Below are 24,831 nucleotides of genomic sequence, written 5' to 3' on the forward strand. Positions count from 1 at the left end.
AGGTGCACGATGCCCTGCCTGCTGATCATCGACGACAACCCCGCGGTCGCCACCGCCCTGGAAGTGCTGTTCTCGCTGCACGACATCGACACCGTCTATGCCGACAGCCCCGAGGCGGGCCTGCAGCGCCTGGGCGAGGGCGACATCGACCTGGTCCTGCAGGACATGAACTTCAGCGCCGACACCACCTCCGGCGAGGAAGGCGTGGCCCTGTTCGAGGCGATCCGCACGCGCCATCCGGACCTGCCGGTGATCCTGCTGACCGCCTGGACCCAGCTCAGCAGCGCGGTGGAACTGGTCAAGGCCGGCGCCGCCGACTACCTGGCCAAGCCCTGGGACGACCGCAAGCTGCTGACCACGGTCAACAACCTGCTGGAACTGTCCGAGACGCGGCGCGAACTGGAGCGCCGCCGCGACGGCGAGCGCCGCCATCGCCAGCAGCTGGCGCAGCGCTACGACCTGTGCGGCGCGGTGTTCGCCGACCCCGCCAGCGAGCGCGCCATCGCCCTGGCCTGCCAGGTCGCACGTTCGGAGCTGCCGGTGCTGATCACCGGCCCCAACGGCAGCGGCAAGGAGAAGATCGCGCAGATCATCCAGGCCAACGCCTCGGTACGGCGCGGCCCGTTCGTGGCGCTGAACTGCGGCGCGATCCCCGCCGACCTGATCGAGGCCGAACTGTTCGGCGCCGAGGCCGGCGCCTACACCGGCGCCAACAAGGTGCGCGAGGGCAAGTTCGAGGCCGCCGACGGCGGCACCCTGTTCCTGGACGAGATCGGCAACCTGTCGCTGGCCGGGCAGATGAAGCTGCTGCGCGTGCTGGAGACCGGCCGCTTCGAGCGGCTCGGCTCCAACCGCGAGCGGCAGGTCAAGGTGCGGGTGATCAGCGCCACCAATGCCGACCTGACCGCGATGATCCGCGAGGGCACGTTCCGCGAGGACCTGTACTACCGGCTCAACGCGGTGGAGCTGTCGCTGCCGGCGCTGGCCGAGCGCCCCGGCGACATCGTGCCGCTGGCCGAGCACTTCCTGTCCGGCGACAAGCCGCTGTCGGCCGGCGCCTGCCAGGCGCTGCAGCGCCACGCCTGGCCCGGCAACGTGCGCGAGCTGCGCAACGTGGTGCAACGCGCCGAACTGCTCGCCGGCGGCACGCAGATCGAGGCGGCCGACCTCAACCTGCCGAAGCCGGCAGCGCCGCGCCTGGCGGCCGCCGCCGAACCCGATCGCGAGCGCATCGTGGCGGAACTGGGCCGTGCGCACGGCGTCATCGCCCAGGCCGCCGCCGAACTGGGCATGAGCCGGCAGGCGCTGTACCGGCGCATGGACCGCTACGGCATCCCGCGCGAATGAAACTGCGCCGCTCCTTCACCGTCATGCTGTTCCTGCGCCTGCTGCCGGTGCTGGCGCTGGCCGCGGCCTTGCCGTGGCTGCTGGCCTACTGGATGGACCGCGGCTGGGAAGTGGTGACCGCCTCGGCGCTGGCCCTGCTGCTGCTGATGTGGTGGACCCTGCGCCGCGCCACCGCGCCGATGCGCTCGCTGTTCCGCGCCCTGGCCGGCACCGTCAGCAGCTACCGCGACGGCGAGTACAACTTCGGCGTGCACTGGCGCGGCGACGACGAACTCGGCGAGATGGTCGCCGCGCACGCGCAGTTGGGCGAGATCCTGCGCGAGCAGCGCCAGGGCCTGGCGCAACGCGAACTGATGCTCGACACCATGGTGCAGAACACCCCGGTGGCGATGCTGCTCACTTCCAAGGGCGGCGATGGCCTGCGCCGCGTGGTGTTCTCCAACCTGGCCGCGCGCAAGCTGCTGCACAGCGGCTGGAAGCTGGAGGGCCAGCGCCTGGACGACTTGCTGCTGGGCGTGCCGGCGCCGCTGCGCGAGGCGATCTCGCGCGGCGGCGACAGCCTGTTCGCCATCGAGGGCGGCGACGAGGATCCAGACGAAGAGCAGATCTACCACCTGTCGCAGCGCCGCTTCCATCTCAACGGCCGCCCGCACGAACTGCTGCTGATCCGCCTGCTCACCGCCGAACTGCGGCGCCAGGAAGTGCACACCTGGAAGAAGGTGATCCGGGTCATCAGCCACGAGCTCAACAACTCGCTGGCGCCGATCGCCTCGCTGGCGCATTCCGGTGCCGAACTGGTGCGGCGGCAGAAGGTGGAACGGCTGGAAGAAGTGTTCGGCACCATCGAAGAGCGCGCGCGGCACCTGGAAGGCTTCATCCGCGGCTATGCGCGCTTCGCCAAGCTGCCGCAGCCGCAGCTGCAGACCGTGCACTGGGCGCAGTTCCTGGCCGGGCTGCAGCAGCACATCCCATTCGCGCTGGAACTGGAGGCGCCGGACCTGCACAGCCGGGTCGATCCGGCGCAACTGCAGCAGGCCCTGCTCAACCTGGTCAAGAACGCGCACGAATCGCTGCCGGAAGGACAGACGCCGGCAGACGGCGTGCGCGTGCGCGTGTCCACCCGCCCGGACTGGCTGCGCCTGGAAGTGCTGGACCGCGGCAGCGGCATGAACGAGGCGGTACTGCACAACGCCCTGATGCCGTTCTATTCGACCAAGCGCAACGGCACCGGCCTGGGCCTTGCCCTGACCCGCGAGATCGTCGAGGCCCACGGCGGCCGCCTGTCGCTGCACAATCGCGAAGAAGGCGGATTGTGCGTGACGGTGCAGTTGCCGCAGGGGGAGCGGGGCTGATTTTTTGGGAGCCGGGATTGGGGATTGGGGATTGGGGACCCGGGACCGGAAGCGCGTAATCAAGGGTAGGGAACGCAGCGACCGCCGCACTGAACTTTGTTCCAGCGAACGCTCCGCGGTGCGGCGGCGTGCACCAAGGACGCGTTCGGCGCGGCTGAAGGGCACCTCGAATCACCTGCTTTTGCCACACATGACGCTGTCCCGTAGGAGCGGCTTCGGCCGCGACGGGCGTTCCCGGTAAACCCGTCGCGGCCGAAGCCGCTCCTACAGGACGCGTCCCGTCGTTACTCGCGGTGTCCGGATGTCGACGCCGGAAAGATGCGCAACACCCGGGCCGACACCCCGACGCCCCTTGCATCGTGTGCTCCCTATCGTCGTGTCGCAGCGGCATGGCTGCGCTGCTGACCAGCCCCCTGCAAGCGGACGACCACGAGATCGCCCAGCGCCCCCCGCGCTCAGTCGTCCCGCAGCGGACAGCGCATCGCCACCCGCAGATGCATCGGGAAGCCCATCGCGGCTTCCTGCTGCAGCGTCGCGCGCAGCTGCGGCCCCCATTGCGCGGGTGGCAGTTCGGCGAAGCCTTCGCTGACGTAGAACGGGGCATTCCACGGCACGTCGCGCAAGGTCGTGAGCAGCATGCACGGGAAGCCGGCGGCCAGCGCGGCCACGCGCGCATGCCGCAGCAGCGCACGACCATGGCCGCGACGACCGTAGCGTGGGTCGACATCCATCTGCTGCACGTGGAAGCCCTCGTCCAGGCAGCCGCCGAGCAGATAGCCGGCGCAGTCGCCATTCTCCTCCAGCGCCACCCACAGTTGCCCGCGTGCGAGCCCCGCGCGCAGCGCCTGCGCATCCAGCGTATGCGCCGCGAACACGGCCTGCGCCGCATGGCCCTGCAACAGGGCGCCGGCGCGCCGCTCGATCCGCGGCAACCGCGCCAACTCCTGCGCGCGCGCCAGGCGGATGCGCCCGGCCATGCTCAGTCGCGCTTGCCCGGACGCTTCCAGCCTTCGACCGTTTCCTGGCGCACCCGTGCCACGCTCAGCTTGCCGGCCGGCGCACTGCGGGTGATCACCGAACCGGCACCGATGGTGGCGCCGTCGCCGATCTCCAGCGGCGCCACCAGTGCGCTGTTGGAGCCGACGAACACGCCGTCGCCGATCACCGTCTGCGACTTGTTGACCCCGTCGTAGTTGCAGGTGATGACGCCGGCGCCGACGTTGACGCCGCTGCCGATGGTCGCATCGCCCAGGTACGTCAGGTGATTGGCCTTGCTGTCGACGCCGAGCACCGCCTTCTTGGTCTCGACGAAGTTGCCGATGTGCACGCCGTCGGCGAGCACCGTGCCCGGGCGCAGCCGCGCGAACGGGCCGATCTGCACCGCGCCCTCGGCCACCACGCCTTCCAGGTCGCAATGCGCGCGCACTTCGGTGCCCGGCCCCAGCACCACGTCCTTCAAACGCACGAACGGGCCGATGCTGACGCCGTCGCCCAGTTCCACCTCGCCTTCCAGGATCACGTTGGCGTCGATGCGCACATCGCGGCCGGCGCGCACGCGGCCGCGCTGGTCCAGGCGGTTGGGGTCGATCAGCTGCACGCCCTGTTCGCACAGCGCACGCGCGGCCCGCGCCTGCCAGGCGCGTTCCAGTTGCGCCAGCTGCCACGGATCGTTGGCGCCCTCAGCCTCGATCGGGTCGGCCACCAGCACCATCTCCGCCGGGGTGAACTCGGCGGCGGCGGCGGCGAAGATATCGGTCAGGTAGTACTCGCCCTGCGCGTTGTCGTTGCGCAACTGCGCCAGCCAGCGCTTCAGCGCGGTGGACTCGGCGGTGACGATGCCGGTGTTGATGGTGCGGATGTGCCGCTGCTCGTCGTCGGCGTCCTTCTGCTCGACGATCGCCGCGACCTTGCCGGCGGCGTCGCGCACGATGCGGCCATAGCCGCTGGGATCCTCCGGTTCGGCGACCAGCACCGCGACGCGGCCGGGCGCGTGCAGCAGGCGGGTCAGGGTCTCGGCGCGGATCAGCGGCACATCGCCGTACAGCACCAGCACCGTGGCCGCGTCGGGTACGGCCGCCATCGCCTGCTGCACCGCGTGGCCGGTGCCCAACTGTTGCGCCTGCTCGGCCCACCGCAGGTCCGGCTGGTCGGCGAAGGCCGCCAGCACCGCGTCGCCGCCGTGGCCATGGACGATGTGGATCGCATCCGGCTGCAGGTGGCGCGCGGTCTCGATCACATGCGCCAGCATCGGCCGGCCGGCGATCGGCTGCAGCACCTTCGGCTTGTCCGACTTCATCCGCTTGCCTGCGCCGGCGGCGAGGATCACGACGTGCAGGGGCAGGCTCATGGGGCGGTTCCGGTGCGGGGGGACGACGAATTCTAGAGCGTGCCGGCCGCGCCTGCCGTCACGACCGCCGCACGCGCGGCGGGCTGTACATCGGCGCGGCAGGCGCTAGCATGCGCGATCGTCTTCTCCTGCGGATGTTCATGGGTCTCCTGCGCCAGGGCAGCCAATTCCTGCTGATCGGCCTGCTGCAATTGCTGGTCGACTGGAGCGTGTTCGTCGCCGCCACCGCGGCCGGCATGCCGACGGTGCCGGGCAACGTGCTGGGCCGCGTCTGCGGCGCCCTGCTCGGCTTCTGGCTCAACGGCCGCATCACCTTCGCCAGCGACGACGCCGCGCGCCTGGGCTGGCGGCGCTTCGGCCGCTTCATGGCGATGTGGCTCGTGCTTACCGCGCTCAGCACCTGGCTGGTGGCGCTGTGCGCGCACGCGCTGGGCCTGCGCCTGGCCTGGCTGGCCAAGCCACTGGTCGAGGGCATGCTGGCGGTGGTGTCGTTCTTCCTGGGCCGGCAGTTGGTCTACCGCTAGCGCTGGCGAGCACGGTTTGGCGGACACGCGGTACTGCCTGCATGCGGTTCGCGGCGACGGCAGTGGGGATTGACGCCCTCTCCCACGGAAGGCCAAGCAGATGCACCAGGCTGCCCATGGGAGCGATTTCGGATCGCTCTCACCACCGGTTTCCGCGATGAATGGGTTGCACCGTAGGAGCGGCTTCAGCCGCGACGCGTTATCGGTAACGCCGCGTCGCGGCTGAAGCCGCTCCTACGGCTGCGCGTGCCATTGCCATCAGGGGCAGCTTCCGCCGCGAAGAGCGAAGTCCGGGCAGCAATCGGTTTCGACAGCGACCGGGCTCACCCCCCACCTACAAGCGACCCATCGGATACGGGAAACTTCGCTGTGGGAAGGACTTCGGTCGCGACAAGCGAAGACCGAACGGCGGTCGGCGACGACCGCCGTCGGCGCTGAAGCGGCTCCCACAAGGAGCACACCGGCTGCAGGGAGCCTTCCTGTAGGAGCGACTTCAGTCGCGACGAACGAGGACCGAATGGTGATCGGCGACGACCGCCGTCGGGGCTGAAGCCCCTCCCACAAGAAACCCACCGGCTGCAGGGAGCCTTCCTGTAGGAGCGACTTCAGTCGCGACGAACGAGGACCGAATGGTGGTCGGCGACGACCGCCGTCGGGGCTGAAGCCCCTCCCACAAGGAACCCACCGGATGCGGGGAGTCTCCCTGTGGGAGCGACTTCAGTCGCGACGAGCGAAGTCCAAACGGCGATCGGCGACGACCGCGGTCGGCGCTGAAGCCCCTCCCACAAGGAACCCACCGGATGCAGGGAGTCTCCCCGTGGGAGCGACTTCAGTCGCGACGAGCGAAGCCTAAACTGCTAGCGCGGATCGGGCCTGCAGAGCGCCAGCTCGGCTCCATCGCCCTTCGGGCGCTGGCATCGCACCATCCGCCCCTCCGCTCCCGCTGCTGCCACGTCAGTGGCAGAAGTCGCCCAGGCTGCGCACCAGCGCAGTACGGTGCAGCTGGTCCAACTGCCAGCGCAGCGCATAAGCCTCGGCCGCGCGCGCGGTCGTGGCCGGGCAGTCGGGCGCCTGGCGCACCGCGGCGCTGGCCTGCAGGGCATCCAGCATCTCGCCCTGCAGCTGATCCAGGCGCGCACGCAGCGCGGCCAGGTCCGGGCGCGGGCTGTTGGGCGCACGGCCGCGCAAGTGCCAGCGCGACAGCAGCTCGTACTGCACCAGCTTGTTGGATTCGATCTGCATGCCGAAGAAGCGCGCCGCATCGTCCGGATCCACGCCGTGGGCCGGCGCCTGCGCGCGCACGCTGGCCAGCACCGCGGCCTCGCGCGTGGCATCCAGCACCGGCTTGCCGCTATCCCACTTGCTCAGTGCGACCTGGTCGCCGATCGCATTGCGCTCGACGATGCGATCCAGCAGCGGCTCCAACGGGGTGGCGCTGCGCGCGGGCAGCGCGCATCCCATCAGCATCGCGCCGGCCAGGACGGCGGTCAGGGCATGCGCACAGGGGCGAGGAATGGAAGCGGACAGGCTCATCTCGGTTCTCCGGTAGCCGTCTGCGGATGGGGGATGGCCGCAGATCGGGCGGCCATCTTGCCGCAGTCGAGGGACCGCTCGATGACCGCGGATCCGTCTTGTCGCATGGCGACGCCATCGAGTCAGCGACCAGCAAGCCTGCGCCGTGCGCTGCGTCGCAATGCACGACGGCCGCGCGACGAGGGTCAAACAATGCGCACAAGCGCAGCGTGTCCGCGCCGCGCTTGGCCGACGGGTCGCAGGACGAAGGCGAGCCGTCGAACTCCTGGGCGAAAGCGGTCAGCACGGCACGGTCGCCATGGCTGAGCAACTGCAAGGAACGCGACGACGCCCGCAAACGCCGATGCGTCCACCTCGTTTGTCGAACAATCGATCCTGCGCACGCGCCACTGCCTGCTTGACCTGCGCCACACCGGCTGCACGCCATCGGTGCCGGCCGGGGCAAAGCGGATGGGCCTGACCCTACTGAATGACCCGCCGGCTCGTCTCGAACGCGGCCAAGGCATCGCCGTGGAACGTGAAGTTCAACCGCAGCGTCACCGGATGACCGGCCGTGCCGCCCTTGGCGGTCGGATCGTCGCCGCGGCACTCGGTCACCGGCGGCGTGAGCGAGGAACTGAAGCAGTCGAGCACTACCCCATGGCGCGCGGCGAGCGCTTCCACCGCGGCCTTCGCGGTTCCTGCGGGGGCTTCTGCGCTGGCGGTCTTCTGCCAGAACGCGTCGCGTTCCTGCAGATTGCCGCGGCTGCCCATGCCATCGAACAGCCCGGTGCTGCGCAGCAGGAGCACGCCGACCAGGACGACGATGAGATAGGCGATCGCTTTGCCCACGGCTGTCCCCCGGTCTGGCGGCGCGCGCGCCGGTTCAGTGCTTCAGGTTCTTGCGCAGGCGCTCCAGCGCCTGCAACTGCGCGGTGACTTCGGCCAGCTTGGCCTGCGCCTCGGCCACGTCCATGCCTTCGCCGCGGTTGGCGAGCAGGCGCTCGGCTTCTTCCTTGGCCTTGCGCACCGACGCCTCGTCGATGTCCTGCGCGCGGATCGCGGTGTCGGCCAGGATCGTCACCACCTGCGGCTGCACCTCGAGGATGCCGCCGGAAATGGCGAAATCCAGCTGCTCGCCGCTGGGGGTGGTCACCACCACCTTGCCGGGCTTGAGCCGGGTGATCAACGGCGCGTGCTTGGGCGCGATGCCCAACTCGCCCAGCTCGCCGGTCGCGACCACCAGGGTGGCGTCGCCGTGGTAGATCTCATGCTCGGCGCTGACGATGTCGCAACGGATGGTGCTCATGGTGCCTCACTGGGTGAGGCGGGAATCGGGAATCGGGAATCGGGAATGGGAGAAGCGGATTGCCTCTGACCACTGTGCGATGCCTCGGATGCCGTGTCTCCCGCCTTGACGATTCTCTATTCCCGATTCCCCATTCCCGGATGCCGGCCGCATGCGGCCGGCGTCCAGATCAGGCCTTCTCGGCCATCTTCTTGGCCTTCTCGACCGCTTCCTCGATGCCGCCGACCATGTAGAAGGCCTGCTCCGGCAGGTGGTCGTATTCGCCGTCGACGATGGCCTTGAAGCCGCGGATGGTGTCCTTCAGCGACACGTACTTGCCCGGCGAACCGGTGAACACTTCGGCCACGTGGAACGGCTGGCTGAAGAAGCGCTCGATCTTGCGCGCGCGCGACACGGCCTGCTTGTCCTCTTCGGACAGTTCGTCCATGCCCAGGATCGCGATGATGTCCTTCAGTTCCTTGTACTTCTGCAAGGTGGACTGCACGCGGCGGGCGGTGTCGTAGTGCTCGTGGCCGATCACGTTCGGGTCCAGCTGGCGGCTGGTCGAGTCGAGCGGATCCACCGCCGGGTAGATGCCCAGCGAGGCGATGTTACGCGACAGCACGACGGTGGCGTCGAGGTGGGCGAAGGTGGTCGCCGGCGACGGGTCGGTGAGGTCGTCCGCGGGCACGTACACGGCCTGGATCGAGGTGATCGAGCCGGACTTGGTCGAGGTGATGCGCTCCTGCAGCACGCCCATTTCCTCGGCCAGGGTCGGCTGGTAGCCCACCGCCGACGGCATGCGGCCCAGCAGCGCCGACACTTCGGTACCGGCCAGGGTGTAGCGGTAGATGTTGTCGACGAACAGCAGCACGTCCTTGCCCTTGCCCGAGGCGTCCTTCTCGTCGCGGAAGTACTCGGCCATGGTCAGGCCGGTCAGCGCGACGCGCAGGCGGTTGCCCGGCGGCTCGTTCATCTGGCCGTACACCATCGCCACCTTGTCCAGGACGTTGGAGTCCTTCATCTCGTGGTAGAAGTCGTTGCCCTCGCGGGTACGCTCGCCCACGCCGGCGAACACGGACAGACCCGAGTGCGCCTTGGCGATGTTGTTGATCAGCTCCATCATGTTGACGGTCTTGCCGACGCCGGCGCCGCCGAACAGGCCGACCTTGCCGCCCTTGGCGAACGGGCACATCAGGTCGATGACCTTGATGCCGGTTTCCAGCAGCTCGGTGGCCGAGGACTGATCTTCGTAGGTCGGCGCCGCACGGTGGATTTCCCAATGGTCGCTGGCCTGCACGTCGCCGGCTTCGTCGATCGGACGGCCCAGCACGTCCATGATGCGGCCCAGCGTGCCGGCACCGACCGGCACCGAGATCGCGCGGCCGGTGTTGGTGGCGACCAGGTTGCGCTTGAGGCCGTCGGTGGAACCGAGGGCGATGGTGCGCACGATGCCGTCGCCCAGCTGCTGCTGCACTTCCAGCGTGATGGCGGTGCCGTCGACCTTCAGTGCGTCGTAAATCTTCGGCACATCGGCACGCGCGAATTCGACGTCGACGACCGCGCCGATGATCTGAACGATCTTGCCCTGACTCATTTGGATAACTCCACTAATGTCTATTCGAAACTGGTGTCGGGAATGGGGAACGGGGAATCGGGAATGGGAAGATCGAGCGATGCTGCGACCATTCCCGTTTCTCCATTCCCTATTCCCGGCTACACAGCGGCTGCGCCGCCGACGATTTCGGAAATTTCCTGGGTGATCGCAGCCTGACGCGCCTTGTTGTAGACCAATTGCAAGGTGCTGATCAGCTTGCTGGCGTTGTCGCTGGCCGCCTTCATCGCGACCATGCGCGCCGCGTGCTCGGACGCCACGTTCTCCAGCACCGCCTGGTACACCAGCGACTCGATGTAGCGCGTCATCACGTGCTCGAGCACGCTCGCGGCATCGGGTTCGTACAGGTAGTCCCAGTCGTGGTGCGCGACCTGGCTCTCGGCCGCCGGCAGCGGCAGCAGCTGGTCGAAGCTGGCCTTCTGCGTCATCGTGTTGATGAAGCGGTTGTAGACCAGGTACACGCGGTCCAGCTTGCCTTCGGTGAACGCGTCCAGCATCACCTTGATCACGCCGATCAGCTGCTCCACGCGCGGCTGGTCGCCCAGGTGGCTGACGCTGCCGACCATGTCCACCTTGAGCCGGCGGAAGAACACCGAGGCCTTCTGGCCGACGGTGACCACGTCCACGCCCGCACCCTGGTCCTGCCACTGGCGCACTTCGCCCAGCATCTTGCGGAACAGGTTGTTGTTCAGGCCGCCGGCCAGGCCGCGATCGGAGGAGATCACGATGTAGCCGACGCGCTTGACCGACTCGCGCTGGACCAGGAACGGATGGGTGTAGTCGGTGCTGGCCTGCGCCAGATGCCCGATCACCTGCTTCATCGCCTGCGCGTAAGGACGCGAGGTCTTCATCCGATCCTGCGCCTTGCGGATCTTGGAGGCCGAGACCATCTCGAGCGCGCGCGTCACCTTGCGGGTGTTCTGCACGCTCTTGATCTTGGATTTGATTTCGCGTCCGCCTGCCATGCTCTCGCTCGCTTTGCTCGCTTCGTGGGAATGGGGAAAGGGGAATCGGGAATGGTCGAAGCCAGAATCCCGCTCTTACGATTCCCTATTCTCGATTCCCGATTCCCTGCAGCTGGATTACCAGCTGCCCGTGGTCTTGAACTCGCCGATGCCCTTCTTGAACGCGGCCTCGATGTCGCCGTTCCAGTCGCCGGTGTCGTTGACCTTGGCGATCAGCTCGCCCTGGGTGTTGGCGAAGTGGGCGTGCAGGCCCTCTTCGAACGCCAGCAGCTTGTTGACCGGCACGTCGTCGAGGTAGCCCTCGTTGACCGCGTAGATCGACAGCGCCTGGTTGGCGATGGACATCGGCATGTACTGCTTCTGCTTCATCAGCTCGGTGACGCGCTGGCCGCGCTCGAGCTGCTTGCGGGTGGCTTCGTCCAGGTCCGAGGCGAACTGCGCGAACGCCGCCAGCTCGCGGTACTGCGCCAGCGAGATGCGGATGCCGCCGGAGAGCTTCTTGATGATCTTGGTCTGCGCCGCGCCGCCGACGCGCGAGACCGAGATGCCGGCGTTCACCGCCGGGCGGATGCCGGCGTTGAACAGGTCGGTTTCCAGGAAGATCTGGCCGTCGGTGATCGAGATGACGTTGGTCGGCACGAACGCGGAGACGTCGCCGGCCTGGGTCTCGATGATCGGCAGCGCGGTCAGCGAACCGGTCTTGCCCTTGACCTCGCCCTTGGTGAACTGCTCCACGTACTCCTCGGACACGCGCGCGGCGCGCTCCAGCAGGCGGCTGTGCAGGTAGAACACGTCGCCCGGGTAGGCTTCGCGGCCCGGCGGGCGCTTCAGCAGCAGGGAGATCTGGCGGTAGGCCACGGCCTGCTTGGACAGGTCGTCGTAGACGATCAGCGCGTCTTCGCCGCGGTCCATGAAGTACTCGCCCATGGTGCAGCCGGCGTAGGCGCTGATGTACTGCATCGCCGCCGACTCGGAGGCGGTCGCGGCGACCACGATGGTGTGCGCCAGCGCGCCGTTCTCTTCCAGCTTGCGCACGATGTTGGCGACGGTCGAGGCCTTCTGCCCGATCGCCACGTACACGCACTTGATGCCGGTGTTCTTCTGGTTGATCACCGCGTCGATGGCCAGCGCGGTCTTGCCGGTCTGGCGGTCGCCGATGACCAGCTCGCGCTGGCCGCGGCCGATCGGGATCATCGCGTCGACCGACTTGTAGCCGGTCTGCACCGGCTGGTCGACCGACTTGCGCCAGATCACGCCCGGCGCCACGCGCTCCACCGGCGCGGTCGCGCTGGTGCCCAGCGGGCCCTTGCCGTCGATCGGCTCGCCCAGCGCGTTGACCACGCGGCCCAGCAGTTCCTTGCCGACCGGCACTTCCAGGATGCGGCCGGTGGTCTTGGCCACGTCGCCTTCGCGCAGGTTCTCGTAGTCGCCGAGCACCACGGCGCCGACCGAGTCGCGCTCCAGGTTCAGCGCCAGGGCGTAGGTGTCGTTGGGCAGTTCGATCATTTCGCCCTGCATCACGTCGGCCAGGCCGAAGATGCGCACGATGCCGTCGGACACGCTGGTGACCGTACCTTCGTTGCGCGACTCCGCGGCCAGCTTGACCTGCTCGATGCGGTTCTTGATCAGTTCGCTGATTTCGGAGGGGTTGAGCGTGGTTGCCATCTTGGTTTCCTTCGGATCGTCCATCGCGCAACGGCGGATGGCGACGTGTGGTTAGCTTCTTTGAGAATCGGGAATGGGGAATCGGGAATCGCGGGTGGCGTCGCCGCCGGGCCGGGTTCTCTCCTCTCTATTCGCCATTCCCGTTTCTTAGTGGGCCAGTGCGGACTGCAGACGCGACAGCTTGCCTTTCAACGAACCGTCGATGACCACGTCGCCGGCGTCGATCACCGCGCCGCCGATCAGCGAAGCGTCCACCGCCGTGGTGATCTCGACCTCGCGGCCGAAACGCTGCTTCAGCGCCACCTTCAGCGAGGCCACCTCGGCATCGCTCAGTGCCGTCGCGGAGGTCACGTTGGCCTGCACCACGCGCTCGGCCTCGGCCCGCAGCTGGTCGTACAGCCCGGCGATCTCCGGCAGCAGCGGCAGCCGCTGGCCTTCGGCCAGCAGGCTCAGGAAGCGCTGGTACTGCTCGTCGGCCGCTTCCGGCGCCAACAGCGCCACCGCCTGCTCGCGCTGCAACAGCGGGTTGTGCAACAACGCGGCCACGCGCGGGTCGGCGGCGACCTGGGCGGAAAACGCCAGCGCCTGCGACCAGGGCGCGAGCTTGCCGGCGTCGCTGGCCGCGGCGAACGCGGCGCGAGCGTAGGGACGCGCCAGTGTGAGGGCCTGGCTCATCTCAGATCTCCGCCGCCAGCTCGTCGAGCAGCGCCTTGTGGGCGTTGGCGTCGATTTCGCGCTTGAGCAGCTTCTCGGCGCCGCTCACCGCCAGCAGCGACACCTGGCGACGCAGGTCCTCGCGCGCGCGGTTGGCCGCGGCATCGATCTCGGCCTGGGCCAGTTCCTTCTGCCGGTTGGCTTCGACGATCGCCTCGTGCTTGGCCGCCTCGACGATCTGGTTGGCGCGCGCATGGGCCTGGTCGATGATCTCGTTGGCCTTGATGCGGGCGTCCTTCAACGCTTCGTTGACCTTTTCCTGCGCCTGCGCCAGGTCCTTCTGGCTGCGATCGGCCGCGGCCAGGCCTTCGGCGATCTTCTGTTGGCGCTCTTCGATGGCCTGCATCAGCGGCGGCCAGATCTTGGTCGCGACGATCCAGATCAGACCGGCGAACGCCAGCGCCTGGGCAAAGAGGGTGAGACCGATATTCATGGGGTACGCTCAGCCAATGGTGACGGGGTGGACGCGCCGCCAGCACGGCGACACGTCCGAACCTTCATCCGTAGCGGCGGCCGCCTGCGGCGACCGCACGCCGGTACGACGGGATCAACCGCCCTGCGGCAGACGCGCGACGAACTCGCCGATCATCGGGTTGGCGAACGCGAACAGCAGGCCGACCGCGACGCTGATGATGAACGCGGCGTCGATCAGGCCGGCGGTGATGAACATGCGGACCTGCAGCACCGGGATCAGTTCCGGCTGGCGCGCGGCCGATTCCAGGAACTTGCCGGCCATGATGGCCAGACCAAGGCCGGCGCCCAGCGCGGCCAGGCCGATCATGATGCCGACGGCGAGGACGGTGGAGCTCTGGACTTGGGCGAGGTTGGTCAGGACGGCGAAGTACATGGTTTTCTCCAGGAACAAAGTTGCTTGAGGATGGTGAATCGAACGAAGGGTTGCTTAGAACATGTGAAACAGAAACGTCAGTGGCTGTCTTCCGCCAAGCTCAGGTACACGATGGACAGCATCATGAAAATGAACGCCTGCAGCGGAATCACCAGCAGGTGGAACAGCATCCAGCCGAAGCCGAACGCGCCGCCGGCCAGCGCACCGAGGATGCCGGCACCGCCCAGCACCCAGATCAGCAGGAACACGATCTCGCCGCCGAACATGTTGCCGAACAGTCGCATCGCCAGCGACACCGGCTTGCTCAGCCATTCGACGATATTGAGGATCAGGTTGAACGGCAGCATCCACTTGCCGAACGGCGCGGTGAGGAATTCCTTGGTCATCCCGCCCACGCCCTTGGAGCGCAGCGAGAAGAACAGCATCAGGAAGAACACGCTGATCGACATGCCCAGGGTGGCGTTGACGTCGGCGGTCGGCACCGGCTTCCAGAAGTGCACGCCGACCCAGCTCAGCGGGATCGCGAGGAAGTCCGCCGGGATCATCTTGATGAGGTTCATCAACAGGATCCAGAAGAACAGGGTGATCGCGATCGGGGTCACCAGCTTGCTGGTGCCGTGGTAGGTGTCCTTGGCCTGGCGGTCGACGAACTCCAGCAGGATCTCCACGAACGCCTGCCACTTGCCGGGCACGCCGGCAGTGGCCTTGCGCGTGGCCAGCCAGAAGCCGAACACCATCAGCAGGCCCATCAGCAGCGACATCACCAGGGTGTCGACGTGCAATTGCCAGAACCCGCCTTCCTGCACCTGGAAAGTGAGGTTCTTGAGGTGATGCTGGATGTAGGAGGTAGGGGTTAGTGCCTCGCCCGCCATGAGTCCTGAGCCTTTTCTTGATTCGATCAACGCCTGGCCAGAGCCAGAACCTGGAACATCAGCCCGACGGCGATACCCGCCAACAGGGCCAGAGGAGGCAACCGCCACCAGGCAAAGCCCAGCGCCAGTACCGCGAACACCAACACCCACTTCAGCACCATGGCCACGATCAACCGCGCCAGCGCCGAACCTGCCGCCTGCACGCCGCCATTGAGCGCGGTGCGTGCGGCCAGCCATCCCCCTGCCACGGTCGCCAGCCCGGTCGCGGCGGCGCCCATCGCGTACTTCGGTCCCAGCAGCAGGAACAGCAGGGACACCACGGCCACCGCCACCAGCGGGTAAATCGCTGCGCGCAGCATCAGCCGCCGACCCGCATCAACGGAGTTCAGCACAGAAAATCCTGCAATTGGTGGTGGAGTGAGGACGACTTCGCGTCCGTCGAGCCGCGGAATTATAGCAATGGGACAATTTGCGAGACAACCGCCAAGGGTCCTGAGGGCGTCCGGATCCCGGTCCGCACGTAGACGATAGCACGGCCGCACCCCGCCACCGGCCTCGAATGCGGCAATGCAGCACGTCTTTGCGTGGGAACTTTTTGTCCAGCACGCTGTCCGATTGGACAGGGACTGCGCCCATCCTCGTCGGCCTATCGCGCAGCCCCACCGAGCCCCGGTCCTTCCGGGGCTTTTTTCGTGGCGCGTTTTGGGACAGACGTGGCGGCCCGGACCACCATACTTTCACGAATGGTGGACGCAAATTTAAGGATAGTGGCGGCACGCGCTGGCATTGCCATCGACGCCCCATCCAAAAAATCCCAAGACGACGGAGCTTGTCCCCGATGAAACACCTGCTTGCCCTTGCGCTGCCGTGCGCGCTCGCCGCCGCTTACGCCCTGCCCGCGCACGCCGAAGACGGCGACGACCGCTTCACCCTGCGCGTGGGCGCGATGAACGTCGACAACGACAACACCCTGCGCGGCAACGCCGTGATCAATGGCAACGCCGTGTCCGGCGCGCAGGACTTCAACTTCGGCGGCAAGGAATGGGAGCCGCGCGTGGACGGCGTGTTCCGCCTGAGCACCCGCCAGCGCCTGATCTTCGACTACTTCAAGTTCGACAAGGACCGCCGCGAGGAACTGGGCCAGGACGTCAGCTTCGGCGGCGTGACCGTGCCGACCGGCAGCTTCGTCAAGGGCGAGCTGAAGTACCAGGTGGCCAGCCTGGTGTACGACTACTCGGTGATCGACAACCCGCAGTTCAGCATGGGCCTGCAGATCGGTGCCGAGTGGGCCAAGGTGGAGTCCAATGCCTACGCCGACCTGGGCCCGGTCTACACCGGCACCTTCCTGGACGAGAGCGAGGACGGCGCCGCGCCGGTGGTCGGCGTGCGCTTCACCGCGCACCCGAGCGAGCACTGGCTGTTCAACATCCAGGGCCAGTACCTGAACACCAAGTGGGGTGATTTCGGCGACTACGACGGCGACCTGAGCCGCGCCAACGCCATCGTCGAGTACCGCTTTACCCGCAACTTCGGCATCTTCGCCGGCTACGACTGGTTCAAGCTGGACGTGGACCGCAAGCGCGACAACGCCAGCATCGGCCTGAAGCAGGAGTTCAAGGGCCCGGTCGCCGGCGTGACCTTCGCGTTCTGATGCGTTCGGGTCCCGGGACCCGGGACCCGCACGGCTTCATGCAGAACCCCGCAGCGATGCGGGGTTCTGTCGTTTTAGGGCAGGTGGTAGATGCACGACGCGACCGCCGCCAGCACGCGCTCACGGCGGCTTGGTCGCACCGGCCACCAGCAGATGCCGGTGGAGGGTGCAGTAGCACTCGTCGTGCCAGCCGTAGTGCGGATCGGTGCAGATCGCGTGCTGCACCGCCGCCGGCAGCGACGCCACGTCGCTGCGCAAGTCGCGCTTCAGCGATACGAAGACCGAGCCCGGATGCGGCCAGTCGGTGCGGCGCGGCGGTTCGGCAATGCGGTTGCCGCCGGCCAGTTCGCGCTGCAGCAGCGCCTGCAGCTCGGGACACAGGCCGGCCTGCCCCACCTCGACCTCCATGCGTCGGTTCACCACGGCCGCGACCGCACCGCACACGGCGGCACGGTCGCGCCGGGCGGCGTCACTTCTTCTTGGGGATGTACAGGTCGGTGATGGTGCCGTCGTAGATCTCGGCGCTCATGCCCACCGACTCGCTCAGGGTCGGATGCGCGTGGATGGTGTGGCCGATGTCCTCGGCCTCCGCGCCCATCTCGATCGCCAGGCCGATCTCGGCCAGCAGGTCGCCGGCATGCACGCCGACGATCGCGCCGCCGATGACCCGGTGCGTCTGCTCGTCGAAGATCAGCTTGGTGAAGCCCTCGGTGCGGCCGATGCCGATGGCGCGGCCGCTGGCCGCCCACGGGAACTTGGCCACGCCGACCTTCAGCCCCTTGGCCTTGGCCTCGGTCTCGGTGACGCCGACCCAGGCGATTTCCGGGTTGGTGTAGGCCACCGACGGAATCACCCGCGCCACCCACTCCTTCTTCTCGCCGGCGGCCACTTCGGCGGCCAGCTTGCCCTCGTGGGTCGCCTTGTGCGCCAGCATCGGGTTCCCGACGATGTCGCCGATGGCGAAGATGTGCGGCACGTTGGTGCGCATCTGCCGGTCGACCGGAATGAAGCCGCGCTCGGTGACGTTGATGCCGGCCTTGTCGGCGCCGATCTTCTTGCCGTTGGGCGCACGGCCCACCGCGACCAGCACGCGGTCGTAGGTGGTGGCGGCCAGCGCCGGCGTTTCGCCCGCGGTGGCGGCTTCGAAGGACACGGTGATGCCCTTCTTGTCGGCCTTGACCTCGGCCGCCTTGGTCTTGAGATGGACCTCCACGCCCTGCTTCTTCAGGCGGTCGGCGAGCGGCTTGACCAGGTCCTTGTCGGCGCCCGGCATCAGCTGGTCCATGAACTCGACCACGGTCACCTTGCTGCCCAGCGCGCCGTACACGGTGGCCATTTCCAGGCCGATGATGCCGCCGCCGACCACCAGCAGGGTCTTGGGGATCTCCTGCAGCTCCAGCGCGTCGGTGGAGTCCATCACCCGCGGGTCGTCCCACGGGAAGTTCGGCAGCTTCACCGCCTGCGACCCGGCGGCGACGATGCACTGCTCGAAGCGCAGCAGCTGGGTCTTGCCGTCGGCGCCGACGACCTCCAGTTCGTTGGCCGAAACGAAGCTGGCCACGCCGGTGACGGTGCGCACCTTGCGCTGCTTGGCCATGCCGGCCAGACCGCTGGTGAGCTTGCCGACCACCTTCTCCTTGTACTCGCGCAGCTTGTCCAGGGTGATCTTCGGCTTGCCGAAGTCCACGCCGAAGTCGCCGGCATGGGCGACCTCGTCGATCACCGCGGCCGCGTGCAGCAGCGCCTTGGACGGGATGCAGCCGACGTTGAGGCAGACGCCGCCGAGGCTGGCGTAGCGCTCGATCAACACCGTGTCCAGGCCCAGGTCGGCGGCGCGGAACGCGGCGGTGTAGCCGCCGGGGCCGGCGCCGAGCACCACGATCTTGCATTCGATGTCGGCGGGCTTGCCGCTGGCCAGGGCCGGCTTCGGCGCCGGCGGCTCGGCCGGCGCACGGTGCGACGGCGCCACCGGCGGCTTGCTGGCCGGCACCTCGGCCGGCGACGCGGCGGGCGCGCCTGCGGCGGCGGCGTCGGCGGTCTCCAGCAGCGCGATCACCGCGCCCTCGGACAGGGTGTCGCCGAGCTTGACCTTCAGCTCCTTGATCACGCCGGCAGCCGCGGACGGCACTTCCAGCGTGGCCTTGTCCGACTCCAGCGTCACCAGGCCCTGGTCCTTCTTCACCGTGTCGCCGACGGCGACCAGCACCTCGATGACCGGAACGTCGCTGTAGTCGCCGATATCCGGGACCTTGACCTCAATGACCGCCATGCAGCTTCTCCTGTGGCCCCTCGCCGCGGCGAGGGGCGTTTGCAGTTCGTCGGCGCGGCCGCGCAAACAGGCGGCGCGCGCAGGTGGGGGAAAACCGGCGCCGCGACGGACGCGGCGCCGTGACGACAGGGCTTACAGCAGCACGCGGCGCATGTCCGCCAGCACCTGGCTCAGGTAGGTGGTGAAGCGCGCCGCGGCGGCGCCGTCGATGACCCGGTGGTCGTAGCTCAGCGACAGCGGCAGCAGCAGCTTCGGCGCGAATTCCTTGCCGCTCCAGACCGGCTGGATCGACGACTTGGACACGCCCAGGATCGCCACTTCCGGCGCATTGACGATCGGAGTGAAGGCGGTGCCGCCGATGCCGCCGAGCGAGCTGATCGAGAAGCAGCCGCCGCTCATCTCGGCCGGGCCCAGCTTGCCGTCGCGCGCCTTCTTGGCCAGCTCGCCGCTCTCGCGCGCCAGCTCGACCACGCCCTTCTTGTCCACGTCGCGGATCACCGGCACCACCAGCCCGTTCGGGGTGTCGGCGGCGAAGCCGATGTGGACGTACTTCTTCAGGGTCAGGCTCTCGCCGCTGGCGTCGAGCGAGGCGTTGAACTCGGGGAACCGCTTCAGCGCCGCGGCGCTGGCCTTGAGCAGGAAGGCGAGCATGGTCAGCTTGATGCCGTCCTTCTCGTTCTCCTTGTTCAGGGCCACGCGCAGGGCTTCCAGGTCGGTGATGTCGGCCTGCTCGAACTGGGTGACGTGCGGGATCATCGCCCAGTTGCGCGCCAGGTTGGCGCCGGAGATCTTCTTGATCCGCGACAGCGGCTTGACCTCGATCTCGCCGAACTTGGCGAAGTCCACCTTCGGCCACGGCAGCAGCTTCAGGCCGTTGCCGCCTTCGGCAGGCGCGATACCGGCGGCGGCCGGGGCGGCGCCGGACAGCGCCGCCTTGACGTAGCGCTGCACGTCTTCCTTGGTGATGCGACCGCCGCGCTCGGAGCCGCTGACCTGGAACAGGTCCACGCCCAGCTCGCGGGCGAACACGCGCACCGCCGGGCTGGCGTAGGGCACCTTCTGCGGCAGCACGCTGTCGGCGTCGAACGCCACCGGCGGGCTGCTCTGGGTCGCCGACGGCGCGGCGGCCTTGGCCGGCGCCGTGGCCTGGACCTGGGCGATCTCGCGCTGGGCCAGCTTGTCCGGCGCCGCCGAGGCCGGCACCGGCTCCACGCCGCCGCCGGTCTCGGCGCTGGGCTGGACCGCGGACGCGGCCGGCGCGGCGGCATCGCTGCCGGCCACTTCGATCAACGCCACCACCTTGCCCTCGGACAGGCTGTCGCCGACCTTGACCTTGAGTTCCTTGACCACACCGGCCACCGACGAGGGCACTTCCATCGTCGCCTTGTCCGACTCCAGGGTGACCAGGCCCTGGTCCTTCTTGACCGTGTCGCCGACCGCGACCAGCACCTCGATCACCGGCACCTCGCTGTAGTCGCCGATGTCCGGCACCCGCGCCTCGACCACGCCGCCAGCAGCGGCAGCGGCCGGCGCCGGCTTGACCGCGTTCTGCGCGGGCGCGGCCGCCGGGGCGGCAGCCTGCTGGGCCGGCGCGGGGGCGGCCTTGGCGGCCGCAGGCGCGGCGGGTGCGGCGGCACTGGCGCCGTCCTCGGCCACCTCTATCAGCGCCACCACCTTGCCCTCGGACAGGCTGTCGCCGACCTTGACCTTGACCTCCTTGACCACGCCGGCGAACGGCGACGGCACTTCCATCGTCGCCTTGTCCGACTCCAGCGTGACCAGGCTCTGATCCTTCTTCACCGTGTCGCCGACGGCCACCAGCACTTCGATTACCGGGACGTCGCTGTAGTCACCGATATCGGGGACAAGTGCTTCCTTGATTTCGGCCATGCGGGGAACTCCGGCAACTGATGAGGGGGAAACCCCTATTGTGGCGGCCCGCAGCCGCAGCGCCAACCTTTGAAGGGCAAAAAAGCCCGATCGCCTCCGCGTGCCGGCGCGGCCGCCGGACTGTACGCCGGCGCATGTTGCGCGCCCGCCGCGCCCGACCGCCGGTGCGCCGCCTTCACGGCGCCACCGCTAGGCTCGCCGAGATTTCCGGAGGGCACGCATGCGGATCCTGGTGCTGTTGATGGCGTTGGCGATGCCGCTGGTCGCCTGGTTCTCGCAACGCGGCGCGTTCGGCCCGACCAACGGCGCCATTTCCGACCGCTACCCCACGCTGATCGTCGCCGCCGGCTACGCCTTCGCGATCTGGGGCGTGATCTTCCTGCTCGATCTGGCCTTCGGCCTGTGGCAATGCAGCGCGCGGCGCCACCGCGGCAGCGCGCTGGCGCAGGTGCGGGCGCCGGCGGCGCTGGGCTTCGCCTTGACCGCGGCGTGGATGCCGGTGTTCTCGCAGCAGCACTTCCTGCTGGCGCTGGCGGTGATCTGGACCGCGCTGGCGGCGACGCTGCTGGCCGCGCTGCGGCTGTCGCGCGATCCGGCGGCCGAGCCCGGCCAGACCCTGTGGGCCTGGCTGCCGCTGTCGCTGCACGCCGGCTGGCTGTCGCTGGCGGCGTTCCTGAACACCGCGCAGGTGATCGTGGCCTACCGCTGGCTGCCGACCGAGCGGATGCTGCCGTGGAGCCTGGTGCTGTTCGCGCTGGCGGCGGCGCTGCTGCTGGGCATGAACCGGGCGATGCGCGGCAACCTCGCCTATGCGGCGGCGGCGCTGTGGGCGCTGGCCGCGGTCTACGTCAAACAGGCCGGCAACACGCTCGCCGGTGCGCAGACCGCGGCATGGGTGGCCTTGCTGCTGGCCGCCGTGCTGGCGCTGCAGACCCTGTGGCTGCGCCTGCGCGTCCGGCGCTGACCCAGCGGCGCCACTTCAATCGCCGGCCGCCGGCACGCTCAGCCATTGCTGCAGCGGCGACCACGCCTGCAGCAGGCGCGGCCAGGCGAAGGCGGCATTGGCCGGACTGCTGGAGGGCAGCGCCAGCAGCACCAGCGGCGGATCGCGCAACGGCAACTGCGGCTGCACGAAGCGCGCGAACGCCTGCGCCGCCGCCGCGCCGTTGCAGGCGATGGCGCGCAGCTGCGGCAGCCGCGCGATGCGTTCGGGCAGGGCATTGGGGACTTCGCTGCCGCGCACGATCGCCGCGTCCAGGCTGCCGCGGCGCCGGCACTGGCCGATCACGTCCCACAGGCCGACGCCGGCCGCGTGCAGCGCCTGCAACCGCGCCGCGGCGTCCAGTGCCGGATCGAAGCCGCACAACGCTCCCATCAACGGCCAGAACCGGTTGCGCGGATGCGCGTAATAGCGCGCCTGCTGCAACGACGCCGCACCCGGCATGGAGCCGAGCAGCAGCACCCGGCAGTCGTCGCGTATCTGCGCGGGCAGGCCCTGCAACAGGGGCTGCGTCGTCACGTCGCGCGCATCTGGATGAACGGCCAAAAGTCTTAAAACCTCGTTATTTCAAGCATCCTGCGCAAGTGCCTGAACGTCGTCTGCATTCGTCCGGCGAGGGTCGGCGACGATTCATCTTCTCATCGATAGGGTGTGCGCGCCCACTCCCGTGGCCCCACAAGAAAAAGATGAGGAGATACCCCATGCGGTCCATTCAGATCCTGAGCCTGGCTGTGGTTTCCGCCCTTGCGTTTGCGCCCGCCGCATTCGCGCAGGATGGCGATACCGCGTCCGGCAAGCACTTCTCCGTCGTCGGCAGCGCGACTCTGCTCGACCCGCACTCCAAGCCGGCCGCCGGCCTCGACGTCGATGGCGGCCCGGCGCCGACCATCAGCGCCAGCTGGCTGATCGACGACAACTGGGCGGTCGAACTGTGGGGCGCTGCCGACAAGTTCAACCACCGCGTCAAGGCCGACGGCATCGGCAAGGTCGGCACCGTCGAGCAGCAGCCGATCGCGCTGAGCGGCCAGTACCACTTCGGCCAGGCGGACAACGTGTTCCGTCCGTTCGTCGGCGTCGGTTACTACGAGTCCAACTTCAGCAACGAGAAGCTGGCCGGCCTGAACCCGGATCAGCACATCAGCCTGGACACCGCCAAGGGCGCCATCGGCACCGTCGGCGTGGACATGAACATCAACTCCACCTGGTTCGCCCGTGCCGATGCGCGCTACATGCACTCGCGTCCGGAGCTGAAGGTGGCCGGCGAAGGTACCGGCGAAGACCTGAAGCTGGATCCGTGGCTGTTCAGCTTCGGCGTCGGCGCGCGCTTCTAAGCGTTCCGTCTCCAGCGCACACGCAAACGGGCCCGCAAGGGCCCGTTTGTTTTTGTGCGTGCGCTGCGCTCGCGCCTGCTCTCCCGCCTCCGGCGGCGCGCCCGAACGAAGCGGCATCGCGCACCGCCTGCAGGCACGGCAGCGCTCAGCGCGGCGAGCGATCGAACCCGCGGTGGCGCGCGAAGCGGCGCAGGCGCCGCCGCAACAGCCAGGCGTAGGCGCAGGCATAGCCGAGCAGCAGGGCCGCGGCGCCCAGCAGGCTGGCGTGGCTCATCCAGCCCTGGGTCGGCCACGCCGCGCCATCGACCAGGCTGCGCCAGCCCTGCCACAGTCCCGCCCCGATGCGCACCGCCACCAGCGCGGTCATGCCCAGCACCAACCACAGGTTCGGCGTGTAGTGCAGCCCGTGCGGCAGCGGCTCGAAGCGGGTGCCGACGATGCCGAGCGCGCCCAGCAGCAGTCCGATGCCCCAGCCTGCCGCCGCGTACGTGGCCGCGCCCGGCCACCAGTGCCCGGCGATCACGGCGAAGACCAGCAGCACCAGGCTGGACAGCAGCGCCGACCACAGCTGCACCGCGACCAGCCAGCCACGCGCCTGACGCCGGGTGGTGCCCATGCGGAACCGCTGCAGCAGCGACAGCGGCAGCAGCACCGCGGTCACCGCCAGCGCGATCACGATCGCCAGCGGAATGGCCAGCAGCAGCGGCATGCGTGTGGGCCGGTCAGAACGCCGGCAGCACCGCGCCCTGGTACTTGCGCTGGATGAAGGCCTTCACTTCCGGGCTGGTCAGCGCCTTGGCCAGCTTCTGCACGCGCGGATCGTCCTTGTTGTCGGGACGCGCGACCAGGAAGTTCACGTACGGCGAGTCCTTGCTCTCGATCGCCAGCGCGTCGCGGGTCGGATTGAGGCCGGCGTCGAGCGCGTAGTTGGTGTTGATCAGCGCCAGGTCGACCTGGTCCAGCACCCGCGGCAGCATCGCCGAATCCAGTTCGCGGAACTTCAGCTGCTTGGGGTTGGCGACGATGTCGCGCTGGGTGGACAGCGCGTTGCTCGGATCCTTGAGCTTGATGAGCCCGGCCTTGTCGAGCAGGATCAGCGCACGGCTGTTGTTGCTGGGGTCGTTGGGGATCACCACGTCGGCGCCCTGCGGCAGCGCGTCCAGCGACTTGTAGCGGCGCGAGTAGGCGCCGAACGGCTCGATGTGCACGCCGACCACGGTGACCAGGTTGCTCTTGCGGTCGCGGTTGTAGGCCTGCAGGTAGGGCTCGGTCTGGAAGTAGTTCACGTCGATCTGCTTCTGCACCACCTGGTCGTTGGGCTGCACGTAGTCGTTGAACACGCGCACGTCCAGGGTCACGCCCTGCTGCTCCAGCATCGGCTTGACCACCTCCAGGATCTCGGCATGCGGCACGGCGGTGGCGGCGACGCTGAGGTGGTCGCTGGCGGCACCGGCATCGGGCTTGCCGCAGGCGCCCAGGGCGAGCACGGCGCCGGCGAGCAGGAGACGGAACGGGAGTTTGGTCATGGCAGGAAATCCGCAGAGGTGGGGAAGGAGAAGGGCAACCGGCGGCGCTGCCAGCACGCTAGCAGACCCGGCTGCGGCGTGCGGCGAAAGGCCCGGGATCGCGCGCGCAGGATCGG

General features: G+C 68.5%; 25 protein-coding genes. 6 read left to right on the top strand and 19 right to left on the bottom strand.

What is annotated here, in order from left to right; genetic code table 11:
• Nucleotides 1-9: 9 nt before the first annotated feature.
• Together AC1PME_RS18290 and AC1PME_RS18295 are read left to right on the top strand one after the other, a co-directional pair.
• On the top strand, nt 10-1,347 hold the full coding sequence (locus tag AC1PME_RS18290; protein WP_481096629.1) for a sigma-54-dependent transcriptional regulator: 1,338 nt from the start codon (nt 10-12) through the stop codon (nt 1,345-1,347).
• The gene (locus tag AC1PME_RS18295; RefSeq protein WP_481096630.1) at nt 1,344-2,699 is read left to right on the top strand and encodes a sensor histidine kinase; all 1,356 of its coding nucleotides are present in this window, start codon (nt 1,344-1,346) and stop codon (nt 2,697-2,699) included. The genes AC1PME_RS18290 and AC1PME_RS18295 overlap by 4 nt, the downstream gene beginning before the upstream one ends.
• A gap of 455 nt (nt 2,700-3,154) precedes the next feature.
• On the opposite strand, the gene AC1PME_RS18300 is transcribed toward AC1PME_RS18295, so the two are convergent.
• Both AC1PME_RS18300 and glmU read right to left on the bottom strand, forming a co-directional pair.
• Nucleotides 3,155-3,676 carry a GNAT family N-acetyltransferase gene (locus AC1PME_RS18300; RefSeq protein ID WP_481096631.1) on the bottom strand — a complete coding sequence of 174 codons (522 nt, stop codon included), beginning with the start codon at nt 3,674-3,676 and terminating at the stop codon, nt 3,155-3,157.
• A gap of 2 nt (nt 3,677-3,678) precedes the next feature.
• Nucleotides 3,679-5,046, bottom strand: a complete 1,368-nt coding sequence (glmU, locus tag AC1PME_RS18305; protein WP_481096632.1) for a bifunctional UDP-N-acetylglucosamine diphosphorylase/glucosamine-1-phosphate N-acetyltransferase GlmU — start codon at nt 5,044-5,046, stop codon at nt 3,679-3,681.
• Nucleotides 5,047-5,186: 140 nt separating this feature from the next.
• On the opposite strand from glmU, the gene AC1PME_RS18310 reads away from it, so the two are divergent.
• Entirely contained in the window at nt 5,187-5,570 is a 384-nt protein-coding gene (locus tag AC1PME_RS18310; RefSeq protein WP_026144629.1) for a GtrA family protein, read from the top strand.
• Between the two features lie 954 nt (nt 5,571-6,524).
• Here AC1PME_RS18310 and AC1PME_RS18315 read toward each other — a convergent pair.
• The 11 genes from AC1PME_RS18315 to AC1PME_RS18365 all read right to left on the bottom strand — a co-directional run bounded on the left by AC1PME_RS18315 (nt 6,525) and on the right by AC1PME_RS18365 (nt 15,440).
• Complete coding sequence (locus AC1PME_RS18315) at nt 6,525-7,103, bottom strand: chorismate mutase (RefSeq protein ID WP_481096633.1); 579 nt, start codon at nt 7,101-7,103, stop codon at nt 6,525-6,527.
• 462 nt (nt 7,104-7,565) lie between these two features.
• Nucleotides 7,566-7,934, bottom strand: coding sequence for a hypothetical protein (locus AC1PME_RS18320; RefSeq protein ID WP_481096634.1), 369 nt, complete (start codon nt 7,932-7,934; stop codon nt 7,566-7,568).
• A 34-nt stretch (nt 7,935-7,968) separates the two neighbouring features.
• A complete protein-coding gene (locus AC1PME_RS18325) occupies nt 7,969-8,391 on the bottom strand; it encodes a F0F1 ATP synthase subunit epsilon (RefSeq protein WP_019796279.1) in 423 nt (140 codons plus the stop codon).
• Between the two features lie 169 nt (nt 8,392-8,560).
• Nucleotides 8,561-9,967: a F0F1 ATP synthase subunit beta gene (gene atpD / locus AC1PME_RS18330; RefSeq protein WP_307552592.1), complete on the bottom strand. Its 1,407-nt coding sequence runs from the start codon at nt 9,965-9,967 to the stop codon at nt 8,561-8,563.
• A 119-nt stretch (nt 9,968-10,086) separates the two neighbouring features.
• A complete protein-coding gene (atpG, locus tag AC1PME_RS18335; RefSeq protein WP_254459258.1) occupies nt 10,087-10,950 on the bottom strand; it encodes a F0F1 ATP synthase subunit gamma in 864 nt (287 codons plus the stop codon).
• A gap of 117 nt (nt 10,951-11,067) precedes the next feature.
• A complete protein-coding gene (gene atpA, locus AC1PME_RS18340; protein WP_254459259.1) occupies nt 11,068-12,615 on the bottom strand; it encodes a F0F1 ATP synthase subunit alpha in 1,548 nt (515 codons plus the stop codon).
• A 147-nt stretch (nt 12,616-12,762) separates the two neighbouring features.
• On the bottom strand, nt 12,763-13,290 hold the full coding sequence (locus tag AC1PME_RS18345) for a F0F1 ATP synthase subunit delta (protein ID WP_254459260.1): 528 nt from the start codon (nt 13,288-13,290) through the stop codon (nt 12,763-12,765).
• Between the two features lies 1 nt (nt 13,291).
• Entirely contained in the window at nt 13,292-13,762 is a 471-nt protein-coding gene (locus AC1PME_RS18350; RefSeq protein ID WP_017910291.1) for a F0F1 ATP synthase subunit B, read from the bottom strand.
• 114 nt (nt 13,763-13,876) lie between these two features.
• A complete protein-coding gene (gene atpE, locus AC1PME_RS18355) occupies nt 13,877-14,176 on the bottom strand; it encodes a F0F1 ATP synthase subunit C (protein WP_010340497.1) in 300 nt (99 codons plus the stop codon).
• A 77-nt stretch (nt 14,177-14,253) separates the two neighbouring features.
• A complete protein-coding gene (gene atpB / locus AC1PME_RS18360; RefSeq protein ID WP_254459261.1) occupies nt 14,254-15,048 on the bottom strand; it encodes a F0F1 ATP synthase subunit A in 795 nt (264 codons plus the stop codon).
• Between the two features lie 26 nt (nt 15,049-15,074).
• Nucleotides 15,075-15,440 (bottom strand): ATP synthase subunit I, encoded by a 366-nt coding sequence (locus AC1PME_RS18365; RefSeq protein WP_026143249.1) that lies wholly within the window; start codon nt 15,438-15,440, stop codon nt 15,075-15,077.
• A 446-nt stretch (nt 15,441-15,886) separates the two neighbouring features.
• Between AC1PME_RS18365 and AC1PME_RS18370 the strand changes: the two genes are divergently transcribed.
• Nucleotides 15,887-16,699 (top strand): porin family protein, encoded by an 813-nt coding sequence (locus AC1PME_RS18370; protein WP_254459262.1) that lies wholly within the window; start codon nt 15,887-15,889, stop codon nt 16,697-16,699.
• Nucleotides 16,700-16,819: 120 nt separating this feature from the next.
• Here AC1PME_RS18370 and AC1PME_RS18375 read toward each other — a convergent pair whose 3' ends face one another.
• From AC1PME_RS18375 to aceF, 3 genes are all read right to left on the bottom strand, one after another.
• Nucleotides 16,820-17,107, bottom strand: coding sequence for a hypothetical protein (locus AC1PME_RS18375; protein WP_481098149.1), 288 nt, complete (start codon nt 17,105-17,107; stop codon nt 16,820-16,822).
• Between the two features lie 61 nt (nt 17,108-17,168).
• Nucleotides 17,169-18,968: a dihydrolipoyl dehydrogenase gene (lpdA, locus tag AC1PME_RS18380; protein WP_481096635.1), complete on the bottom strand. Its 1,800-nt coding sequence runs from the start codon at nt 18,966-18,968 to the stop codon at nt 17,169-17,171.
• 132 nt (nt 18,969-19,100) lie between these two features.
• Nucleotides 19,101-20,858, bottom strand: a complete 1,758-nt coding sequence (gene aceF / locus AC1PME_RS18385; RefSeq protein WP_481096636.1) for a dihydrolipoyllysine-residue acetyltransferase — start codon at nt 20,856-20,858, stop codon at nt 19,101-19,103.
• A gap of 220 nt (nt 20,859-21,078) precedes the next feature.
• Between aceF and AC1PME_RS18390 the strand changes: the two genes are divergently transcribed.
• Nucleotides 21,079-21,822, top strand: a complete 744-nt coding sequence (locus AC1PME_RS18390; protein ID WP_481096637.1) for a hypothetical protein — start codon at nt 21,079-21,081, stop codon at nt 21,820-21,822.
• A 15-nt stretch (nt 21,823-21,837) separates the two neighbouring features.
• Here AC1PME_RS18390 and AC1PME_RS18395 read toward each other — a convergent pair whose 3' ends face one another.
• The gene (locus AC1PME_RS18395; protein WP_481096638.1) at nt 21,838-22,377 is read right to left on the bottom strand and encodes a DNA-deoxyinosine glycosylase; all 540 of its coding nucleotides are present in this window, start codon (nt 22,375-22,377) and stop codon (nt 21,838-21,840) included.
• Between the two features lie 182 nt (nt 22,378-22,559).
• On the opposite strand from AC1PME_RS18395, the gene AC1PME_RS18400 reads away from it, so the two are divergent.
• A complete protein-coding gene (locus tag AC1PME_RS18400) occupies nt 22,560-23,189 on the top strand; it encodes an OmpW/AlkL family protein (RefSeq protein WP_254459267.1) in 630 nt (209 codons plus the stop codon).
• A gap of 145 nt (nt 23,190-23,334) precedes the next feature.
• Here AC1PME_RS18400 and AC1PME_RS18405 read toward each other — a convergent pair whose 3' ends face one another.
• Both AC1PME_RS18405 and AC1PME_RS18410 read right to left on the bottom strand, forming a co-directional pair.
• Complete coding sequence (locus tag AC1PME_RS18405; RefSeq protein WP_307552609.1) at nt 23,335-23,898, bottom strand: CcdC protein domain-containing protein; 564 nt, start codon at nt 23,896-23,898, stop codon at nt 23,335-23,337.
• Between the two features lie 13 nt (nt 23,899-23,911).
• Nucleotides 23,912-24,715, bottom strand: a complete 804-nt coding sequence (locus AC1PME_RS18410; RefSeq protein ID WP_307552611.1) for a MetQ/NlpA family ABC transporter substrate-binding protein — start codon at nt 24,713-24,715, stop codon at nt 23,912-23,914.
• Nucleotides 24,716-24,831: the final 116 nt, after the last annotated feature.

The organism is Xanthomonas sp. NCPPB 901 (genome assembly GCF_056725085.1).